Below are 15593 nucleotides of genomic sequence, written 5' to 3' on the forward strand. Positions count from 1 at the left end.
CGACAAAGTAAACAATATGTTACAAAAAAAGAACGAAATTAACTATTAGTTTTTTTTCTGTGTCTGTAGAGAAAGAATAATAGCAATCCGATTAATAAATAAGGAAATACCATTAAGTATGTAATACCATTATTAACACCCTCAGCTACAGCCTCATTACCACCTTCAATTACTGCCTTACACATTGCACATTGTGCATTAATATTCAGTGATATAAAAACGATAAATATTAAAAGTTTCTTAAGCATAATAAGGTGAAATCATTAAGTAAATTATTACTCCAGTTACTGCTACATATAACCATAATGGATATGCTATTTTAGCTATTTTCTTATGCATTTCGAACTGACCTAATTTAGCTCTCATAAAAGTAAAAAGCACGAAAGGTATAATTACTATCGATAAAAGTATATGAGTAATTAAAATGAAGTAATAAATGTATTTAATAGCTCCTTCTCCACCGTATGGTGTAGATTCTGAAGTCATGTGATAAGCAACATACATCACTAAAAACAATGCAGAAGAAATAATTGCCAGAGTATTTAGTTGTTCGTGTTGCTTTTTATTCCCTTTTTTAATTGCCATTACAGAGAATATCAACAATAAAGCTGTTATTCCATTCATAGTAGCATAAATAGGCGGTAAAAATGTTAAAGGTTCAACATTTGGAATTTTAATTCCGAAAAGTGCAGCAACTGCTATAGGAATCACTATAGATACTACAGTGATAAACTTTTTATATTTTTTTTCTTGAATCGTAAGATTACTCATTTAACAATAACTTTATATCTTGTTTTAACTCCGTAATTTGATCTGGAAAAGTTTCTTCTTGTAAAGCTCTGTAATACATAATTGGATTACCATACTCATCGTATCTTGAACGTATGTAACCTTGTTTATCAACTAAAGCGAATAAACCTGAATGATAAAACCCTCCATGATCTTCTCCTCCTTCTCCAACAGGTAATTTAAAACCTGTGTTAGAAAGTTCAAAAACATCTTCAACTGGCTTTCCTGTTAACAAATGCCAGTTGACATGTGTCATTTTATAATTTTCAGCATAACTTTTTAATACCTCAGGAGTATCTTTATCGGGTGTTATACTAAAAGAAGCAATACCAAAGTTTGGATTTCCAATGAATTCATTCTGAACACTAACCATTTTTCTGTTCATGATAGGACAAATCGTAGGACAAGTAGTAAAGAAGAATTCAACTACATAAACTTTACCTAAATAGTCCTTGTTAGAAATTGTTTTTCCTTCTTGATTTACAAATTCAAAATCAGGCACTTTATTAAACTTGTATAAATCTGCTTTTTGAAAATGTTTTACAATTTTAGGAACTGAATAAATTCCGAATAATAAAATTATGAATGAAATTCCTATGTAAGAATAATTACTTTTCTTCATTTGATATGCTTTTTTTCCTTCTGTCTTCGCTTCGGTTATTTTTCTTTAGTGCTAAACTATATTCAGCAAGAACAACTTTTACATCATCGAACATATCATTTTTCAATTCAGCAACAGATTGCATATTATAACCGAACAATTTCTTTTTCTTCAAGCTCTTTATAGTAGACTCTCCTCTTCGTAAAGCGACCTCTTTATCAACAATGTAAGCTTGAGAGGTATGAGAATTGCTATCTAACTTAGAATCACTTTTAAAACTATCGTGAATAGCATCCATTTCATCTTTCGAAGTATAGATGAAATTCCATTTTATCATGTTGGTATACTTACCTAGCTTTTCTTTTAAAGCTTCAGTTTGGGGTTTCAGTTCTTTATCTACAAAAGAGATTAATTGGAAATCAGTATAACCGTAAAACTTCTTATAGATTTTCTCATTTAAATTAAAAAGCTCTCCCCTACTATCAATAGTATCTTTACCGATAAAATTAACAACAGATACTTTTCCTTTAAACTTTATCTTTTTATAAATATTACTAACATCAATAACCTCTTTAGTAACTATTGGTAATTTTCCAAAGTTATAAGTTCCCATTTGAAGATATATATAGAACAATAATGGAACTATAAATAAGATAAATAGAACTGCGTGTTTTTTACTAATCTTCATTACAATAAGTGTATAGTTTAAAGCAAAAAAAAGGTGGTTAAAACCACCAATTTTATATTGTTACCATTTAATTAATGGTGCTAATGTATCGTATAAATAATCTCCTTCTAATAAAACTATAAATAGTAAATAGCAAATTAGAAAAACTCCTGTCCATACTATAGATCTTCTAAACCATTTTTTCTCTCCTTCTAAGTGCATGAACGCCCAAGCGATATAGTAAGCTTTAGCTAAAGTAAGGATAATGAATATCCAGTTTAACCAACTTGTACCTGGACCATGTAAGTGTAATGCATCTGGTTTAACAATACCTAAACCTACTTCTACTGCTGTAATTATAGATAATATAGCTAGAACTATCCAGATTCTTTTATTTGACTCGTGTGTATGACCTGCCATTTTAAATACTTTATTTTATTATTATACTAAGTAGAAGAATGTGAATACAAATACCCAAACTAAATCTACGAAGTGCCAATATAATCCTACTTTTTCTACCATTTCGTAGTGTCCTCTTTTCTCGTAAGTTCCTAACACTACATTAAAGAAAATAATGATATTAATTACAATTCCAGAGAATACGTGGAAACCGTGGAAACCTGTAATAAAGAAAAAGAAATCTGCAAAAATTGGATTACCATATTCGTTATCACGTAAATTCGCTCCTTCAACAACTAACTTTACTTTAGCCATTTGCTTAAGACTTTCTTCTCTAGATAAGATAATTTTCTTCTTAGTTGCTAAATCAATTTTCTCACTTCTAACTTGTAAAGAAGGATCGTTTTTAAATGCTTCCTGAACTTGAGCAATAGAATACTGAGAAATTGTAGCTTCATTCGCAAACCATAATCCGTTCTTTCTTGAGTGTTGAACTCTTCCGTCAGCTCTATCTCCCTGAACAAAATCAGCTATAGCGATTTGCTCTCCATTTCTAACGAATTGTAATATGTGATTGTCTGTAGTTTTAACAGCTCCGTAAGATCCTTTAATAAATGTTTTCCATTCCCAAGCTTGAGAACCAACGAATATTAAACCGAACACTATCGTTACAAACATGTATAATGCAACCTTCTTTTGTTTCATTTTGTGACCTGCATCTACAGCTAAAACCATAGTTACAGAAGAAACAATAAGAATAAACGTCATAAACGCTACATAGTACATTGGGTAATTACCATGAAAAAAAGGAACGTGCGTAAATACTTCATCGGCGATTGGCCATGAATCTATAAACTTAAAACGTGTTAAACCATAAGCAGCTAAGAACCCAGAAAAGGTTAAAGCATCAGACAAGATGAAGAACCACATCATCATTTTTCCATAACTAGCGCCAAATGGTTTTACTCCACCTCCGCTCCAGGTCTCTTTATTATCAGAATTTACAGCGATATTAGCTTCCATAAATATCTTTATCAGTTAAATTTTGTTAAATCGTCCGCCAAAATTACACATTTTTAATCATCTAATGAAATAGAAAAAGAAAAATAGATAAATCCATAAAACATCTACAAAATGCCAGAAGATTGCACCTAGTTCAAAACCAAGCATATCGGCGGAACTGTACTTCTTTTTAAAATGATTATAAATAACAACAATTAGCACGATAATTCCTGCTATCAGGTGTAAAACGTGCATAAAAGTAATGATCAATAGTAATGATACTGAAACTGTACTACCAGGACCAGTAAAATATAAACCTGAACTTCTTAATTGTTCGAATCCGATATATTGAAACCAAACAAAAGCTAAACCTAACACAAAAGTTAGACTTAACGTTAAAAAGGACATTTGTAATTTATTTTGTTTTAAGAAACGATGCGATAAAAATAGTGTGATACTACTTAAAACAATTAAGATGGTACTTGTATAAAAAGCAGTAGGTAAATCGAACGTTACCCAATCGTCTCTTTTCATACTAATAATGTATGCACTTGTTAAACCTGCAAAGAACATCACCATACTAATTAGTGACACCCATAACATTGGTTTTGCAGATTTTCTTTTCGCTGTTCTTAACTCACTATTTACTTGAGCTCTCTCCATTAGTGTAAAAATTTATCAATAACATATATAATAGGCAATATTGTGATATAGAACACACTTGCCAACATTAACTTTCTTGCATCTATATTCGATTCAGATTTATACAATTTAATTGCATAAAATAACATCAACAATCCTAAAGCTCCAACTATAATTGCTGTAATGGGATATATATATAAGTTACCTGTCGCTTTTAAAACCGGAGCAATTGATATTAAAATCATAATCGAAGTATAGAAAATCATTTGTACTACGGCTCCTTTATCTTTCTTATCCATAGGAAGCATGTGCAAACCTGCTTTGTTGTATTCTTCATATTGTAACCAACCAATGGCCCAAAAATGTGGGAATTGCCAGAAGAATTGAATCATGAATAAGAAACCTGCTTCGATACCAAATTTACCTGTTGCTGCAACCCAACCTAACATAAAAGGAATTGCTCCTGGAATTGCTCCAACAAAAACAGCAAGAGGTGTTACTGCTTTAAGTGGTGTATAAGCACTTGTGTATAAGAATATCGAAATTGCACCAAAAAGTGCACATTTAGGATTAATTGCATATAAAATAGCAATTCCTAAAATTGTAAATATCGTTGCTATAGTTAATGCTGTAGTTGGACTCATTCTACCAGATGGCAATGGTCTGTTCTTTGTGCGTTGCATTAAACTATCTATGTCTTTTTCTATTACTTGATTAAAAGCATTAGATGCGCCTACCATTAAGTAACCACCAATTGATAATAATACTATAATAGAATAATCTACTGTTTCTGCTCCTAATAAATAGCCAGCAATTGAAGTAAATACCACACTTACTGAAAGTCCTACTTTAGTAAGCTGTTTAAAATCTAAAAAAATTGTTTTCAATATCGACTTGTCTTCAACCAAAACTAAACCCACCTTGCTAATTCCAAAATTTTTGCAAAGATATTCTATAATACTGTAACCACCATGTTTTTTGAGTTTTATTAATGAGTGAAAATATTTTTATTAAAAAAACTTCTTTTTTGTTTGCAGAATAAAAAAACCATTGTATATTTGCACCCGCAATAACAATTGCACAAGTTCTTAAAATTACAAAATCAGAAATTATATATTAAATCTGATTAATATATAAAATACCATGCAGAAGTGGTGGAATTGGTAGACACGTTGGACTTAAAATCCAATGGGCCGTAATGCCCGTGCGGGTTCAAGTCCCGCCTTCTGTACTAAACCGTTGTTAACCCTACGTTTTCAACGGTTTTTTTATGCTTAAAACTTTCCTTCTCTCAACTTTTTAAATTTTCTTTTCAATTCAAAAAAATATTTCTTTTTTATTTGTCTGTTTTTGATTCAATTAAATATTAAAATCCTTTTTTTATATTGAAAAGCTACTGTAAATCTCACTTTTTTATTTGCAGAATAAAAAAACCATTGTATATTTGCATCCGCAATAACAATTGCACAAGTTCTTAAACAAAAAGCTTACGCGAAAGTAGCTCAGGGGTAGAGCATCACCTTGCCAAGGTGAGGGTCGCGGGTTCAAATCCCGTCTTTCGCTCGAACTCTTATATATAAAATACCATGCAGAAGTGGTGGAATTGGTAGACACGTTGGACTTAAAATCCAATGGGCCGTAATGCCCGTGCGGGTTCAAGTCCCGCCTTCTGTACTAAACCGTTATTAATCATACGATTTTTAACGGTTTTTTATTTTAAAAAAAACAATAGCGATTTAATTGAAATCAAATCGCTATTACTTTTACTATTAAACTTAAGGCTATTCAGCTTGTATTGTGGTTAAATTAAACCCGTTATTAAACTTAACATTTCTAGTAAACTGTTCAATCCAATTTTCTTTAATCACTTTTCCATCCCAATCAGCAGGTGCATATTTACGATATGTTGTTACATAAACTCCGTCAATTTTTTCATACTTCACCTTCATTAAACTTGGATCTTTAGCTCCAAAAGCTAATGCTGTATATAAAAATTGATCTATTCTATTGGTATTTGGATTAACATACAAAACATACTTATCACTTGCATCACCCACATTTTCACCAAACGTCATTTCTACAATTTTATAATCTATTCCATCAACTTTTCGAGATAGCAATAACTTATGATTTACTCCTGGATCTAATAATTTGAACATCATTGCAAACCAGTAATAATTTGTCTTTCTAAGCGAATGACCAATATAAGCTGGCTGCTGTTCAGTAATCATCTTTCCATTAACTTTAGAAACAGTTGTATTTCCATTGAAAAACTGAGAATGATTCCCTTTGATTTGAGGCAGAGCATAAACTTCTCTCTTTGAATAATTGGCATACGAAACTTCTCCATTAAAAATATAACGTTCGTTAGAAACATCTACAATATTTTTTCCTGTAACTTTAAATGTGTAATCAAAAGAAACATCTTTCAATTTATACAAAGCATCTACTCCTCCATTAGCTTTTACCACATTGGCAATTACTTCTCTTGCGTTTTGGGCTGTTGAATTGACAGTTATTAAAGTCAACACAATTCCTATAACTCTATTAATTTGCTTTTTCATGATTCTTAAATTTTATTGTTTAATCCGTTAATTATTTCTGAAGGCTCTACACGATTTCTATAATCTCCTCCTTCAGATTTAGCAAAAGAAATTATTCCGTCTTTCTCTATAATAAAAGTTGCAGGTACCGGAAGTTCACTGTTTTCATCAGCATAAAAACTATTATAGTCAAATCCTAATTCAGTCATTTTTTCTACTGATGTTTCAGGATTTTTATGCACCGCTACAAATTGTTTTGCAACAATATTTCCATTATCACTTAAAACTTCAAATTGTAATTCATTCTTCTCTTTAATATTTAGTGATTCATCTGGAGTTTGAGGTGAAATAGCAACTAATGTTGCTCCGGCTTCTTTTATTTCAGGAAGAATGCTCTGATATTGGTTTAAAATTAAATTACAATAAGGACACCAAGTTCCTCTGTAAAACGTAAGAACAACTCTTTCTTCTTTTAGAATATCGTATAAGTTAACTGTTGCATTAACTGCATTAGACAAACTGAAATTTGGAGCTTTATCTCCCTTTTTTAATTTTAAAATAGAAGTTTGATCTTTTTGTAATTGATCTGCATCAGAATTCCAAACATTAAGCGCATGTCCTGGAAGCATTTCTGAAAGGTTTTCTTTTAATACTTTTAAATTTTCTTGATACGAAGGAATTTTGATATTTTTCATTGTTAAAAATTTTATGATGTTTATAAATGTTTACACCACAAATTTCTTATCAATAGCCATGAATAAAAATGAACTGTAACAAGAAATAATCTTGAACTAGTTCAAGATTATATTATCGACGAGCACGTATTTTACTTAAAAACTCTGCAGAAATCCCTAAATAAGAAGCAATAACATATTGCGGTACTCGATTTACAATTTGCGGATATTTCTTCGCGTATTCTAAATAACGCTCTTCTGAAGTTTTACTATTATTAGAAATCACCCTACTTCTAGAACTCGCAAAAGCTTTTTCAGTAATTCGTCTAAAATACTCACTTAAACCATGAGTTTTAGCACACAGTCCTTCTATATCTTCGTACTTTAACTGTAAAATAACCGAATCCTCTAAAGCTTCAGCAAAATGAGCGGCAGGCAATTGATTGATGTAACTATAAAAATCGGTAAAATACCAATCTTCTATACCTATACTCACTGTATGTTCTTTTCCCTTATCATCTAAATAAAATACTCTAAAAGCACCTTTAACTATATAGTTACGATATTCACAAACATATCCTGGCTGAATAACAAACTGCCTTTTTTTAATTCTAGACACTTTAATAATTGAAGTAAACTGCTCTTTTTCTTCTTCAGTTAATTCAACATAACGTGCAATGTTTTTTAATATACCTTCGTACTTATCCATTTTATATAAAGTTAAGTTTGGTGATTCAATCGTAACTACAATCACACTATATAAGATGATTGAATGTTCTAGAAATAAAACTAATAATTCTATCTGTATAAATAAAAAGAACAGATTTAAAAACTTCAACTACACACCACTAAAACAGTTCAGTTTTCATAGATAAAAAGCAATTTTTAACAAGGATATCACCTTGATAAAACACAACTAATCAGCGAGCTTTGTTTAAAAAAATATTATGCAAAATTTTGAATTAATTTTATTTATCTCAGTTTTTAGTTATTTGGTCTTACACCGAATAATTAATGAAAAAATTAAGAAAGCTGGTATCATTATTACATTATGTATCATTCTTATTCTACATTTAATTTTAGAAGGTAGTAGATGGCAAATGTTTCCAATGTATCTCCTTTGGGGATTTTCTCTTCTTACAGCAATTAAACAAACTGAAAAGAAACCTCATATTATAATCCGTACACTAAAAGTTATAGGAATTCTTTTATTAAGCGGTATTAGTTTTTTCCTTTCTTCTCTCCTACCTGTTTTTAAACTTCCAGAAACAACAGGTACTTTTTCTGTAGGAACACAAGATCTCTTCTTAAAAACAAATCGTGACGAAGTGATTACATCAATCAAAGAAGATAAAAGAGAACTTATGATAAAAGTTTGGTATCCATCAAATGATAAAGAAGGTGTAAAAGATCATTATATTGATAAAGCTGGCAGATATGGTTTTGCTCAAAAATATGGATTACCCAATACTACATTCAACTATTTAGATAAAATCAAAACTCATGTATTTCGTGATGCGACAATACCCAAACAACAATTTCCTGTTTTAATTTTTTCTCATGGATATAATTCTAAAGCCAACAGTTATTATAGCTTATTATCAGAAATTGCCAGTCATGGATATATAATTTTTGCTGTTAATCACACTTATGAAAGTACAGGCACTACTTTTCCCGACGGTTCATTAAAATATTTTAATTACACCTATGCTAAAGAAATTGAATCTGGTTCTTGGGATATTATGAAACCTTCTATTGATGCATTTAAAAGCAATACTTCTTTTAATGAAAGACATCCAATAATTAAAAAAAGTCTGACTTCTTATTTTGTCAAAGATATTATAAAACGATGGGCAGATGACATAGGTAATGTAGTTGATGAACTGGAAAACTACAATTCAAATGGATTCTTTAAAAATAAGTTAAACCTACAACAAATTGGTGTATTTGGTCATTCAAGAGGAGGAGCCGCTGCTGGTGAAGCTTTACTTATCAATAAAAAAATTAAAGCTGGGTCTAATATTGATGGAGTACAATGGGGACAAATAGTTGATACCGCATTCCAAAAACCATTTTTGCTTTTAGCTTCAGATTGGCCAGAAAGCCATCCTAAATTTAGTGACCATGCTTATGTAAATAAAAGTACAACTACTTTTTATAAAGGAATAATAAAAGAATCTGGTCACAGTAACTTCATGGATATTCCATTAATGATTCCCATTTCTTCAGTAAATGAAGCTGGAAAAATCGATCCAAACTTAGCTTTAAAAATCACTAATGAACTTATAATTTCTTTCTTTGACAAACATCTCAAGAATGAAGATTTAACATTACAATCAAAACACAGCGCATTGGAATTAAAAACATATACAGGGAATTAAAAAGAGAAAAAACATACATTTAAAATGGTTAATTACACATTTAAAAAGCTGTTCAAATATTCTTTTTTTGAATTTCAAAAAAATTAACACAAAAAACAAAAACCTTAACTATTGATTTACAGACAACTAAGTTTTAACTCAAAAAAAACCATGTTTTTCCTGTTTTGGTACCTCTTAATTGCTTTATATTTGTAGTGTCCTCAGAGACGTTTGAGGACACTTTTTCTTTTTCATAGCAATTTTCCCACTCAATCTTTGAGTGGGTTTTTTTATTTAAATTAGTTACACTTTATTTTTTTGGAATACTCTTTGTAAAGTTCTAACAAAACATCCGTCTATACATATAAATCATTATTATTTATGAAGAAAATCGTTTTTATCCTATCAATATTTTTATCTATAAATGTTATAGCACAAACCTCAACATTTAATAGTTTATTACAAAAACACGTAGACGCAAAAGGAAATGTAAATTATAAAGCTTTAAAGAAGGATGAAGCTACTTTAGATACTTATTTAACCTATTTAAATAACACTACACCTAGTAGTTCTTGGTCCAAAAACAAACAAAAAGCGTTTTGGATTAACGCTTATAATGCATACACGATAAAATTAATTTTGGACAATTACCCAATAAAGAGTATTACTAAAATTAAAAAGAAAGGAAAAAACGCTTGGAAAATTCCTTTCGCTAAAGTTGGTGGTAAAACATATACTTTAGATCATATTGAACATAATATTTTAAGAAAGAAATTATTTGATCCAAGAATTCACGTTGGTGTAAACTGTGCTTCAGGTTCTTGTCCTAAATTACATAACAAAGCTTTTACAGCTAATAATGTAAACAGCGAATTAGAAAGCTTAATGAAGCAATTTATTAACGATCCTAAAAGAAATAAATTAAGTAAGAAAAGTTCGATACAAATTTCTGAAATCTTCAATTGGTTTAAAGGAGATTTCACAAAAGAAGGAACTGTGGTAGATTACATTAACAAGTATGCTAATGAAAAAGTAGCTAGTGATGCAAAAGTACGCAACCTACCATATGACTGGAATCTAAACGGAAAATAGTATCTTTAGTTTTCTAAATACATAAGAAATTATCAATGTCTAAAACATATTACGATCCTTCAGACTTAAGAAAGTTTGGAAAAATCACAGAATGGAGCGAAGAACTTGGAAACAAGTTCTTCGACTATTATGGAAAAGTTTTTGAAGAAGGAGCACTTACTGCTCGTGAAAAAAGCTTAATTGCTTTAGCTGTAGCACATACAGAACAATGTCCTTATTGTATTGATGCTTATACAAAAGACGGATTACAACGAGGCATAACTAAAGAAGAAATGATGGAAGCAATTCATGTTGGAGCTGCTATAAAAAGTGGAGCTACTTTAGTACATGGTGTGCAAATGATGAATAAAGTGAATAAGCTTGAAATGTAATCATGCTATGAATTATTCTAAATTATGAATTGAACTTGATTTCGTTTATAATTTTTAATTCACAATTAAAACTCAATGAAAAAATCACTCTTAGCTAGAAATAACGATTTGGCAAATACAACTCGCCAATTAGAAATATTATCTAACGGAATATTTCAAAATGGTGAATTACCAACATTTGCAAATAAGATAAAGGAGACAAATCAGTTTCCTTTACGTCCAAAAAAGCTAGAAATTTTACAAATAAACTTAGGTTACATGTGTAATCAAGTTTGTGCGCATTGTCATGTTGATGCTGGTCCGGATAGAAAAGAAATCATGACCACTGAAACTATGCAACAATGCTTAGATGTTATTAAAAAAACTGGAGCACACACGTTAGATTTAACTGGTGGAGCGCCAGAAATGAATCCAAATTTCAGATGGTTTGTTGAAGAAGCTTCTAAAGCAGGAATCAAAGATTTTATTGTTCGTTCTAACTTAACAATTATTAGAGCTAACAAAAAGTACTACGATTTACCAGAGTTCTTTAAGAAACATAATGTTCATGTAGTCTCTTCCATGCCACACTGGACAAGAGGAAAAACAGACAAACAAAGAGGTGATGGTGTTTTTGACAAGTCTATTAAAGCACTTCAAATGCTAAATGAAGTTGGATACGGAAAAGAAGGTTCTGGACTTCAATTGGATTTAGTTTACAATCCTTCAGGAGCATTTTTACCAGGAGATCAAGCAGCTTTAGAAAATGATTTCAAAAAAGCATTGCATGAAGATTTTGATATTGTTTTCAACAGCTTATTTGCAATTACAAATTTACCAATCAGTAGATTTTTAGATTATTTAATCGCTTCTGAAAATTATGAAGATTATATGTATGCTTTGGTTGAAGCTTATAATCCAATGGCTGTAGAAAATGTAATGTGTACAAATACTTTATCTATAAGTTGGGATGGTTGGTTATATGATTGTGATTTCAATCAAATGTTAAACCTAAAAGTAGCAAGTAAAGTAAAACACATTTCTGAATATAACGAAGAATTACTTCAAAATAGAAACATCATTATCAATCAACATTGTTACGGATGTACTGCTGGAGCAGGAAGTAGTTGTCAAGGAACTGTTGCATAAACCATGAAGACTAAAATTGTATTTTTTCTATCGTTTTTTATTTTTTCATTTACTTTCTCACAAAGTAGTTTAAAACAATTATTGAAAAAATACAATACTGAGTCTGTTCCATACATTACTGCTGAAAAGTTATCAAAAGAAAAAAGCGATTACATTCTATTAGATTCTCGAGAATCTAAAGAATATGATGTTAGCAGTATTAAAAATGGAATCTTTGTTGGTTATCAAAATTTCGATTTAAAAAGAACTGCAGATGTAATTTTAGCGAATAAGAAAGATGCTAAAATAGTAGTATATTGCTCTCTCGGAGTACGTTCTGAAGATATCGCAGAACAGCTACAAAAAAAAGGATTTACCAATGTATTTAATTTATACGGAGGTATTTTTGAATGGAAAAACAAAGGTTTTACTGTGATTAACACAAATAATAAACCTACAGAAAAAGTACATGCTTTTGATAAAGAATGGGGAAAATGGTTAAAAAAGGGCATAAAAGTATATGAGTAAAAATTTGCTGATGATTTTTACGCGAAACCCAGAATTGGGTAAAGTAAAAACAAGGCTTGCAAAATCTCTAGGAGATCAAAAAGCATTAGATATATATAAATTCTTACTGAATAAAACCAAAGAAGTTACGCAGCATTTATCTTGTGATAAAGCTGTTTTTTATTCTGTAAAAATTAGAAGTAACGATATTTGGGATACAGCGTATACAAAACACCAACAATCTGGAGAAGATTTAGGTATACGTATGCAAAATGCATTTACAGAAGCTTTTGAAAACGGTTATGAAAAGGTTGCTATTATCGGTAGTGATTTATTCGATTTAACTCCAGATCATATTAATGAAGCCTTTGAAAAATTAGATCGTAACGATGTTGTTATTGGTCCAGCAGAAGATGGTGGTTATTATTTATTAGCCAGTAAAAAAGTGTATCCTGAAATATTCCAAAACAAAGCTTGGGGAACCTCAACTGTAAGACAAGAAACACTACAAGACTTACAAAAAGAAAGTGTACATTTATTACCAATGTTAAATGATGTTGATATTATTGAAGACATTCAACAACACCCTGCGTTTCAACAATTTTTAAACTTATGAAAAAACAACAGCTACAAGAAACTATAAATTACCTTAAAGAAAATGGTATTACAAATCCTAAAATCGGAATTGTATTAGGTACAGGTTTAGGAAAATTAGTAGATGAAATTACAATAGAAACAGAAATCCCTTACAGTGATATTCCAAATTTTCCAGAGGCTACAGTAGAATTTCATTCAGGGAAATTAATCTACGGAGAATTAGCTGGTAAAAAAGTGGTTGTAATGTCTGGTCGTTTTCATTTATATGAAGGCTATACACCATGGGAAGTTACTTACGGAATTCGAACTATGCACGGATTAGGAATTGAAAACTTATTAATTTCTAATGCAGCCGGAGCTATTAATTTATCATACAACAAAGGTGAATTAATGCTTATTGAAGATCATATTAATTTACAAGGACAATCTCCTTTAGCTTTTGGTGAAGCCAAAGAATTCGGAAACATTTTTGCAGACATGCTAGAACCTTATTCAAAAAAATTAAATGATTTACTGAAAGGTATTGCCCAAAAACACGACATAACGCTACACGAAGGAGTATATGCTAGTGTATTAGGCCCGCAATTAGAAACGCGTGCAGAATACAGAATGCTTCAAATACTAGAAACAGATGCTGTAGGTATGAGTACTGTTCCTGAAGTAATTGTAGCAAAACAATTAAATATTCCATGTTGTGCTATTTCAGTTTTAACTGATGAGTGCGACCCTAAAAATTTACAACCAGTAGACATTGCTGATATTATCGCAACTGCTGGAAAAGCAGAGCCTAATTTGGTCGCTATATTTAAAGATTTAATTAAAGAACTATAATGCTTAACAAACAAATAGCTGTTTTAACTATTAGATTAATTCTTGGATTTATTTTCTTTTTCCAAGGATTCGGAAAAGTATTCAAATTTGGATTGGATAATGTTTACAAAAATTTCTTCCAATCTAGTTATGGTGAATTACTTCCTGATTTCTTATTGTTATTTTCTGCTTACTTTACTTCTTTAGCAGAATTCATCGGCGGTTTTTTGTTAGTTATCGGTTTTAAAAGAGATTATGCCTTATACGCCCTGGCTTTAGTTTTAGTTATTGTAACTTTTGGTCATGGTTTAAAGGATCCTATTTGGGATTTATCTCATGTGATGTATAGAACAATACTTTTGGTAAGTTTATTATTACTGCCAAAAGAACTTGATAAATTTTCTGTAGACTTTTTAATAAAAAAAGACAAGTAAGAATGAGTTATTTAGAAACAACAAAAGATGTATATAAAGAAGCAGCATTAACTCCAGATGTAGGATTATGTTGTACTACTAACCCAATTTGGGAATTACCAGGATTAAAAATCCCTAAAATCATGCAAGAAATGAACTACGGTTGTGGTTCAACAGTGCATGCTAGAGATTTAACCAATAGTCCGAAAATATTATACGTTGGTGTTGGAGGTGGAATGGAATTATTACAATTCTCTTACTTCTCTCGTCAAAAAAGTGGTGTCATTGGTTTAGATGTAGTAGACGAAATGTTAGAAGCTTCTCGAAAAAACTTTATTGAAGCAGAAGAGCAAAACGATTGGTTTAAAAGTGAATTTGTTGATCTACGTAAAGGCGATGCAATGAATTTACCTGTAGAAGATAATTCTATCGATGTTGCTGCTCAAAACTGTTTATTCAACATTTTTAAAGCAGACGATTTAAAGAAAGCTATTGCTGAAATGTATCGTGTATTAAAACCTCACGGACGTTTAGTAATGAGTGATCCAACTTGTGAACAACCAATGAATGAAACTTTACGTAACGACGAACGTTTACGTGCTTTATGTTTAAGTGGAAGTTTACCAATTGCTGAATATGTAAAAATGTTAACTGACGCTGGTTTCGGTACTATTGAAATTAGAGCTAGAAAACCATACAGAATTTTAGATCCAAAAAATTATCCTACAGATGAATTGATTTATATCGAATCTATAGAAGTAGCTGCAATAAAAGATCCTATGCCAGAAGATGGTCCATGTATCTTTACAGGAAAAGCTGCTATTTACTATGGTGAAGAAGAGTATTTCGATGATGGTAAAGGACACACGTTATTACAAAATCAACCTTTAGCGATTTGTGATAAAACAGCTGCTGCTTTACAAGCTTTAGGAAGAGATGATATTTATTTTTCAGAATCTACATTCCATTATGATGGAGGTGGATGCTGTTAATAATTAAACCACGTATTCTATCAAAAA

General features: G+C 30.6%; 20 protein-coding genes and 3 tRNA genes. 12 read left to right on the forward strand and 11 right to left on the reverse strand.

Annotation, left to right across the window (positions count from 1 at the left end; genetic code table 11):
* Positions 1-38 precede the first annotated feature (38 nt).
* From Q1A15_RS02410 to cyoE, 8 genes are read right to left on the reverse strand one after another with little or no spacing between them, the layout of a single operon-like run.
* Positions 39-248, reverse strand: coding sequence for a hypothetical protein (locus tag Q1A15_RS02410; RefSeq protein ID WP_299618194.1), 210 nt, complete (start codon positions 246-248; stop codon positions 39-41).
* On the reverse strand, positions 241-771 hold the full coding sequence (locus Q1A15_RS02415) for a DUF420 domain-containing protein (protein WP_299618197.1): 531 nt from the start codon (positions 769-771) through the stop codon (positions 241-243). Before Q1A15_RS02415 ends, Q1A15_RS02410 begins: the two co-directional genes overlap by 8 nt.
* Positions 764-1411 (reverse strand): SCO family protein, encoded by a 648-nt coding sequence (locus Q1A15_RS02420; protein ID WP_299618200.1) that lies wholly within the window; start codon positions 1409-1411, stop codon positions 764-766. Before Q1A15_RS02420 ends, Q1A15_RS02415 begins: the two co-directional genes overlap by 8 nt.
* Positions 1398-2078: a hypothetical protein gene (locus tag Q1A15_RS02425; RefSeq protein WP_299618203.1), complete on the reverse strand. Its 681-nt coding sequence runs from the start codon at positions 2076-2078 to the stop codon at positions 1398-1400. Before Q1A15_RS02425 ends, Q1A15_RS02420 begins: the two co-directional genes overlap by 14 nt.
* Positions 2079-2138: 60 nt before the next feature.
* Entirely contained in the window at positions 2139-2477 is a 339-nt protein-coding gene (locus Q1A15_RS02430; RefSeq protein ID WP_095074693.1) for a cytochrome C oxidase subunit IV family protein, read from the reverse strand.
* Positions 2478-2498: 21 nt separating this feature from the next.
* On the reverse strand, positions 2499-3479 hold the full coding sequence (locus tag Q1A15_RS02435; protein ID WP_299618220.1) for a cytochrome c oxidase subunit 3: 981 nt from the start codon (positions 3477-3479) through the stop codon (positions 2499-2501).
* Between the two features lie 57 nt (positions 3480-3536).
* Positions 3537-4121, reverse strand: a complete 585-nt coding sequence (locus Q1A15_RS02440) for a cytochrome c oxidase subunit 3 (protein WP_299618223.1) — start codon at positions 4119-4121, stop codon at positions 3537-3539.
* Entirely contained in the window at positions 4121-4987 is an 867-nt protein-coding gene (gene cyoE, locus Q1A15_RS02445) for a heme o synthase (RefSeq protein WP_299618226.1), read from the reverse strand. The genes Q1A15_RS02440 and cyoE overlap by 1 nt, the downstream gene beginning before the upstream one ends.
* 258 nt (positions 4988-5245) lie before the next feature.
* Here cyoE and Q1A15_RS02450 point away from each other — a divergent pair.
* The 3 genes from Q1A15_RS02450 to Q1A15_RS02460 all read left to right on the forward strand — a co-directional run bounded on the left by Q1A15_RS02450 (position 5246) and on the right by Q1A15_RS02460 (position 5774).
* Positions 5246-5331 (forward strand) — tRNA-Leu (locus tag Q1A15_RS02450).
* Positions 5332-5591: 260 nt separating this feature from the next.
* A tRNA-Gly gene (locus Q1A15_RS02455) sits at positions 5592-5663 on the forward strand.
* A 25-nt stretch (positions 5664-5688) separates the two neighbouring features.
* Positions 5689-5774 (forward strand) — tRNA-Leu (locus Q1A15_RS02460).
* Positions 5775-5881: 107 nt separating this feature from the next.
* On the opposite strand, the gene Q1A15_RS02465 is transcribed toward Q1A15_RS02460, so the two are convergent.
* The 3 genes from Q1A15_RS02465 to Q1A15_RS02475 all read right to left on the reverse strand — a co-directional run bounded on the left by Q1A15_RS02465 (position 5882) and on the right by Q1A15_RS02475 (position 8026).
* Positions 5882-6664 (reverse strand): hypothetical protein, encoded by a 783-nt coding sequence (locus Q1A15_RS02465; protein WP_299618228.1) that lies wholly within the window; start codon positions 6662-6664, stop codon positions 5882-5884.
* A gap of 5 nt (positions 6665-6669) precedes the next feature.
* Positions 6670-7338, reverse strand: coding sequence for a peroxiredoxin-like family protein (locus Q1A15_RS02470; RefSeq protein ID WP_299618231.1), 669 nt, complete (start codon positions 7336-7338; stop codon positions 6670-6672).
* Between the two features lie 112 nt (positions 7339-7450).
* The gene (locus Q1A15_RS02475; protein WP_299618234.1) at positions 7451-8026 is read right to left on the reverse strand and encodes a Crp/Fnr family transcriptional regulator; all 576 of its coding nucleotides are present in this window, start codon (positions 8024-8026) and stop codon (positions 7451-7453) included.
* A 238-nt stretch (positions 8027-8264) separates the two neighbouring features.
* Here Q1A15_RS02475 and Q1A15_RS02480 point away from each other — a divergent pair, with 238 nt between their 5' ends.
* The 9 genes from Q1A15_RS02480 to arsM all read left to right on the forward strand — a co-directional run bounded on the left by Q1A15_RS02480 (position 8265) and on the right by arsM (position 15566).
* Complete coding sequence (locus Q1A15_RS02480; protein WP_299618237.1) at positions 8265-9698, forward strand: hypothetical protein; 1434 nt, start codon at positions 8265-8267, stop codon at positions 9696-9698.
* 360 nt (positions 9699-10058) lie between these two features.
* The gene (locus Q1A15_RS02485) at positions 10059-10769 is read left to right on the forward strand and encodes a DUF547 domain-containing protein (protein WP_299618240.1); all 711 of its coding nucleotides are present in this window, start codon (positions 10059-10061) and stop codon (positions 10767-10769) included.
* Positions 10770-10804: 35 nt separating this feature from the next.
* The gene (locus Q1A15_RS02490) at positions 10805-11140 is read left to right on the forward strand and encodes an arsenosugar biosynthesis-associated peroxidase-like protein (RefSeq protein WP_095074706.1); all 336 of its coding nucleotides are present in this window, start codon (positions 10805-10807) and stop codon (positions 11138-11140) included.
* A gap of 75 nt (positions 11141-11215) precedes the next feature.
* Positions 11216-12268 carry an arsenosugar biosynthesis radical SAM (seleno)protein ArsS gene (arsS, locus tag Q1A15_RS02495; protein WP_299618246.1) on the forward strand — a complete coding sequence of 351 codons (1053 nt, stop codon included), beginning with the start codon at positions 11216-11218 and terminating at the stop codon, positions 12266-12268.
* Between the two features lie 3 nt (positions 12269-12271).
* The gene (locus Q1A15_RS02500) at positions 12272-12775 is read left to right on the forward strand and encodes a rhodanese-like domain-containing protein (RefSeq protein WP_299618249.1); all 504 of its coding nucleotides are present in this window, start codon (positions 12272-12274) and stop codon (positions 12773-12775) included.
* Positions 12768-13370 (forward strand): TIGR04282 family arsenosugar biosynthesis glycosyltransferase, encoded by a 603-nt coding sequence (locus tag Q1A15_RS02505; protein ID WP_299618252.1) that lies wholly within the window; start codon positions 12768-12770, stop codon positions 13368-13370. Before Q1A15_RS02500 ends, Q1A15_RS02505 begins: the two co-directional genes overlap by 8 nt.
* Positions 13367-14182, forward strand: a complete 816-nt coding sequence (locus tag Q1A15_RS02510) for a purine-nucleoside phosphorylase (protein WP_095074714.1) — start codon at positions 13367-13369, stop codon at positions 14180-14182. The genes Q1A15_RS02505 and Q1A15_RS02510 overlap by 4 nt, the downstream gene beginning before the upstream one ends.
* On the forward strand, positions 14182-14595 hold the full coding sequence (locus tag Q1A15_RS02515; protein WP_299618257.1) for a DoxX family membrane protein: 414 nt from the start codon (positions 14182-14184) through the stop codon (positions 14593-14595). The genes Q1A15_RS02510 and Q1A15_RS02515 overlap by 1 nt, the downstream gene beginning before the upstream one ends.
* 2 nt (positions 14596-14597) lie before the next feature.
* Positions 14598-15566 (forward strand): arsenosugar biosynthesis arsenite methyltransferase ArsM, encoded by a 969-nt coding sequence (gene arsM, locus Q1A15_RS02520; RefSeq protein WP_299618260.1) that lies wholly within the window; start codon positions 14598-14600, stop codon positions 15564-15566.
* Positions 15567-15593: the final 27 nt, after the last annotated feature.

The sequence above is a fragment of the uncultured Tenacibaculum sp. genome, assembly GCF_947495995.1.
Classification (GTDB): domain Bacteria; phylum Bacteroidota; class Bacteroidia; order Flavobacteriales; family Flavobacteriaceae; genus Polaribacter.

Bases quoted from the DNA above. Each gene is read 5' to 3' on its own strand.
- Q1A15_RS02410 (WP_299618194.1), bottom strand. From the start codon at position 248: ATGCTTAAGAAACTTTTAATATTTATCGTTTTTATATCACTGAATATT.
- Q1A15_RS02415 (WP_299618197.1), bottom strand. From the start codon at position 771: ATGAGTAATCTTACGATTCAAGAAAAAAAATATAAAAAGTTTATCACT.
- Q1A15_RS02420 (WP_299618200.1), bottom strand. From the start codon at position 1,411: ATGAAGAAAAGTAATTATTCTTACATAGGAATTTCATTCATAATTTTA.
- Q1A15_RS02425 (WP_299618203.1), bottom strand. From the start codon at position 2,078: ATGAAGATTAGTAAAAAACACGCAGTTCTATTTATCTTATTTATAGTT.
- Q1A15_RS02430 (WP_095074693.1), bottom strand. From the start codon at position 2,477: ATGGCAGGTCATACACACGAGTCAAATAAAAGAATCTGGATAGTTCTA.
- Q1A15_RS02435 (WP_299618220.1), bottom strand. From the start codon at position 3,479: ATGGAAGCTAATATCGCTGTAAATTCTGATAATAAAGAGACCTGGAGC.
- Q1A15_RS02440 (WP_299618223.1), bottom strand. From the start codon at position 4,121: ATGGAGAGAGCTCAAGTAAATAGTGAGTTAAGAACAGCGAAAAGAAAA.
- Q1A15_RS02465 (WP_299618228.1), bottom strand. From the start codon at position 6,664: ATGAAAAAGCAAATTAATAGAGTTATAGGAATTGTGTTGACTTTAATA.
- Q1A15_RS02470 (WP_299618231.1), bottom strand. From the start codon at position 7,338: ATGAAAAATATCAAAATTCCTTCGTATCAAGAAAATTTAAAAGTATTA.
- Q1A15_RS02475 (WP_299618234.1), bottom strand. From the start codon at position 8,026: ATGGATAAGTACGAAGGTATATTAAAAAACATTGCACGTTATGTTGAA.
- Q1A15_RS02480 (WP_299618237.1), top strand. From the start codon at position 8,265: ATGCAAAATTTTGAATTAATTTTATTTATCTCAGTTTTTAGTTATTTG.
- Q1A15_RS02485 (WP_299618240.1), top strand. From the start codon at position 10,059: ATGAAGAAAATCGTTTTTATCCTATCAATATTTTTATCTATAAATGTT.
- Q1A15_RS02490 (WP_095074706.1), top strand. From the start codon at position 10,805: ATGTCTAAAACATATTACGATCCTTCAGACTTAAGAAAGTTTGGAAAA.
- arsS (WP_299618246.1), top strand. From the start codon at position 11,216: ATGAAAAAATCACTCTTAGCTAGAAATAACGATTTGGCAAATACAACT.
- Q1A15_RS02500 (WP_299618249.1), top strand. From the start codon at position 12,272: ATGAAGACTAAAATTGTATTTTTTCTATCGTTTTTTATTTTTTCATTT.
- Q1A15_RS02505 (WP_299618252.1), top strand. From the start codon at position 12,768: ATGAGTAAAAATTTGCTGATGATTTTTACGCGAAACCCAGAATTGGGT.
- Q1A15_RS02510 (WP_095074714.1), top strand. From the start codon at position 13,367: ATGAAAAAACAACAGCTACAAGAAACTATAAATTACCTTAAAGAAAAT.
- Q1A15_RS02515 (WP_299618257.1), top strand. From the start codon at position 14,182: ATGCTTAACAAACAAATAGCTGTTTTAACTATTAGATTAATTCTTGGA.
- arsM (WP_299618260.1), top strand. From the start codon at position 14,598: ATGAGTTATTTAGAAACAACAAAAGATGTATATAAAGAAGCAGCATTA.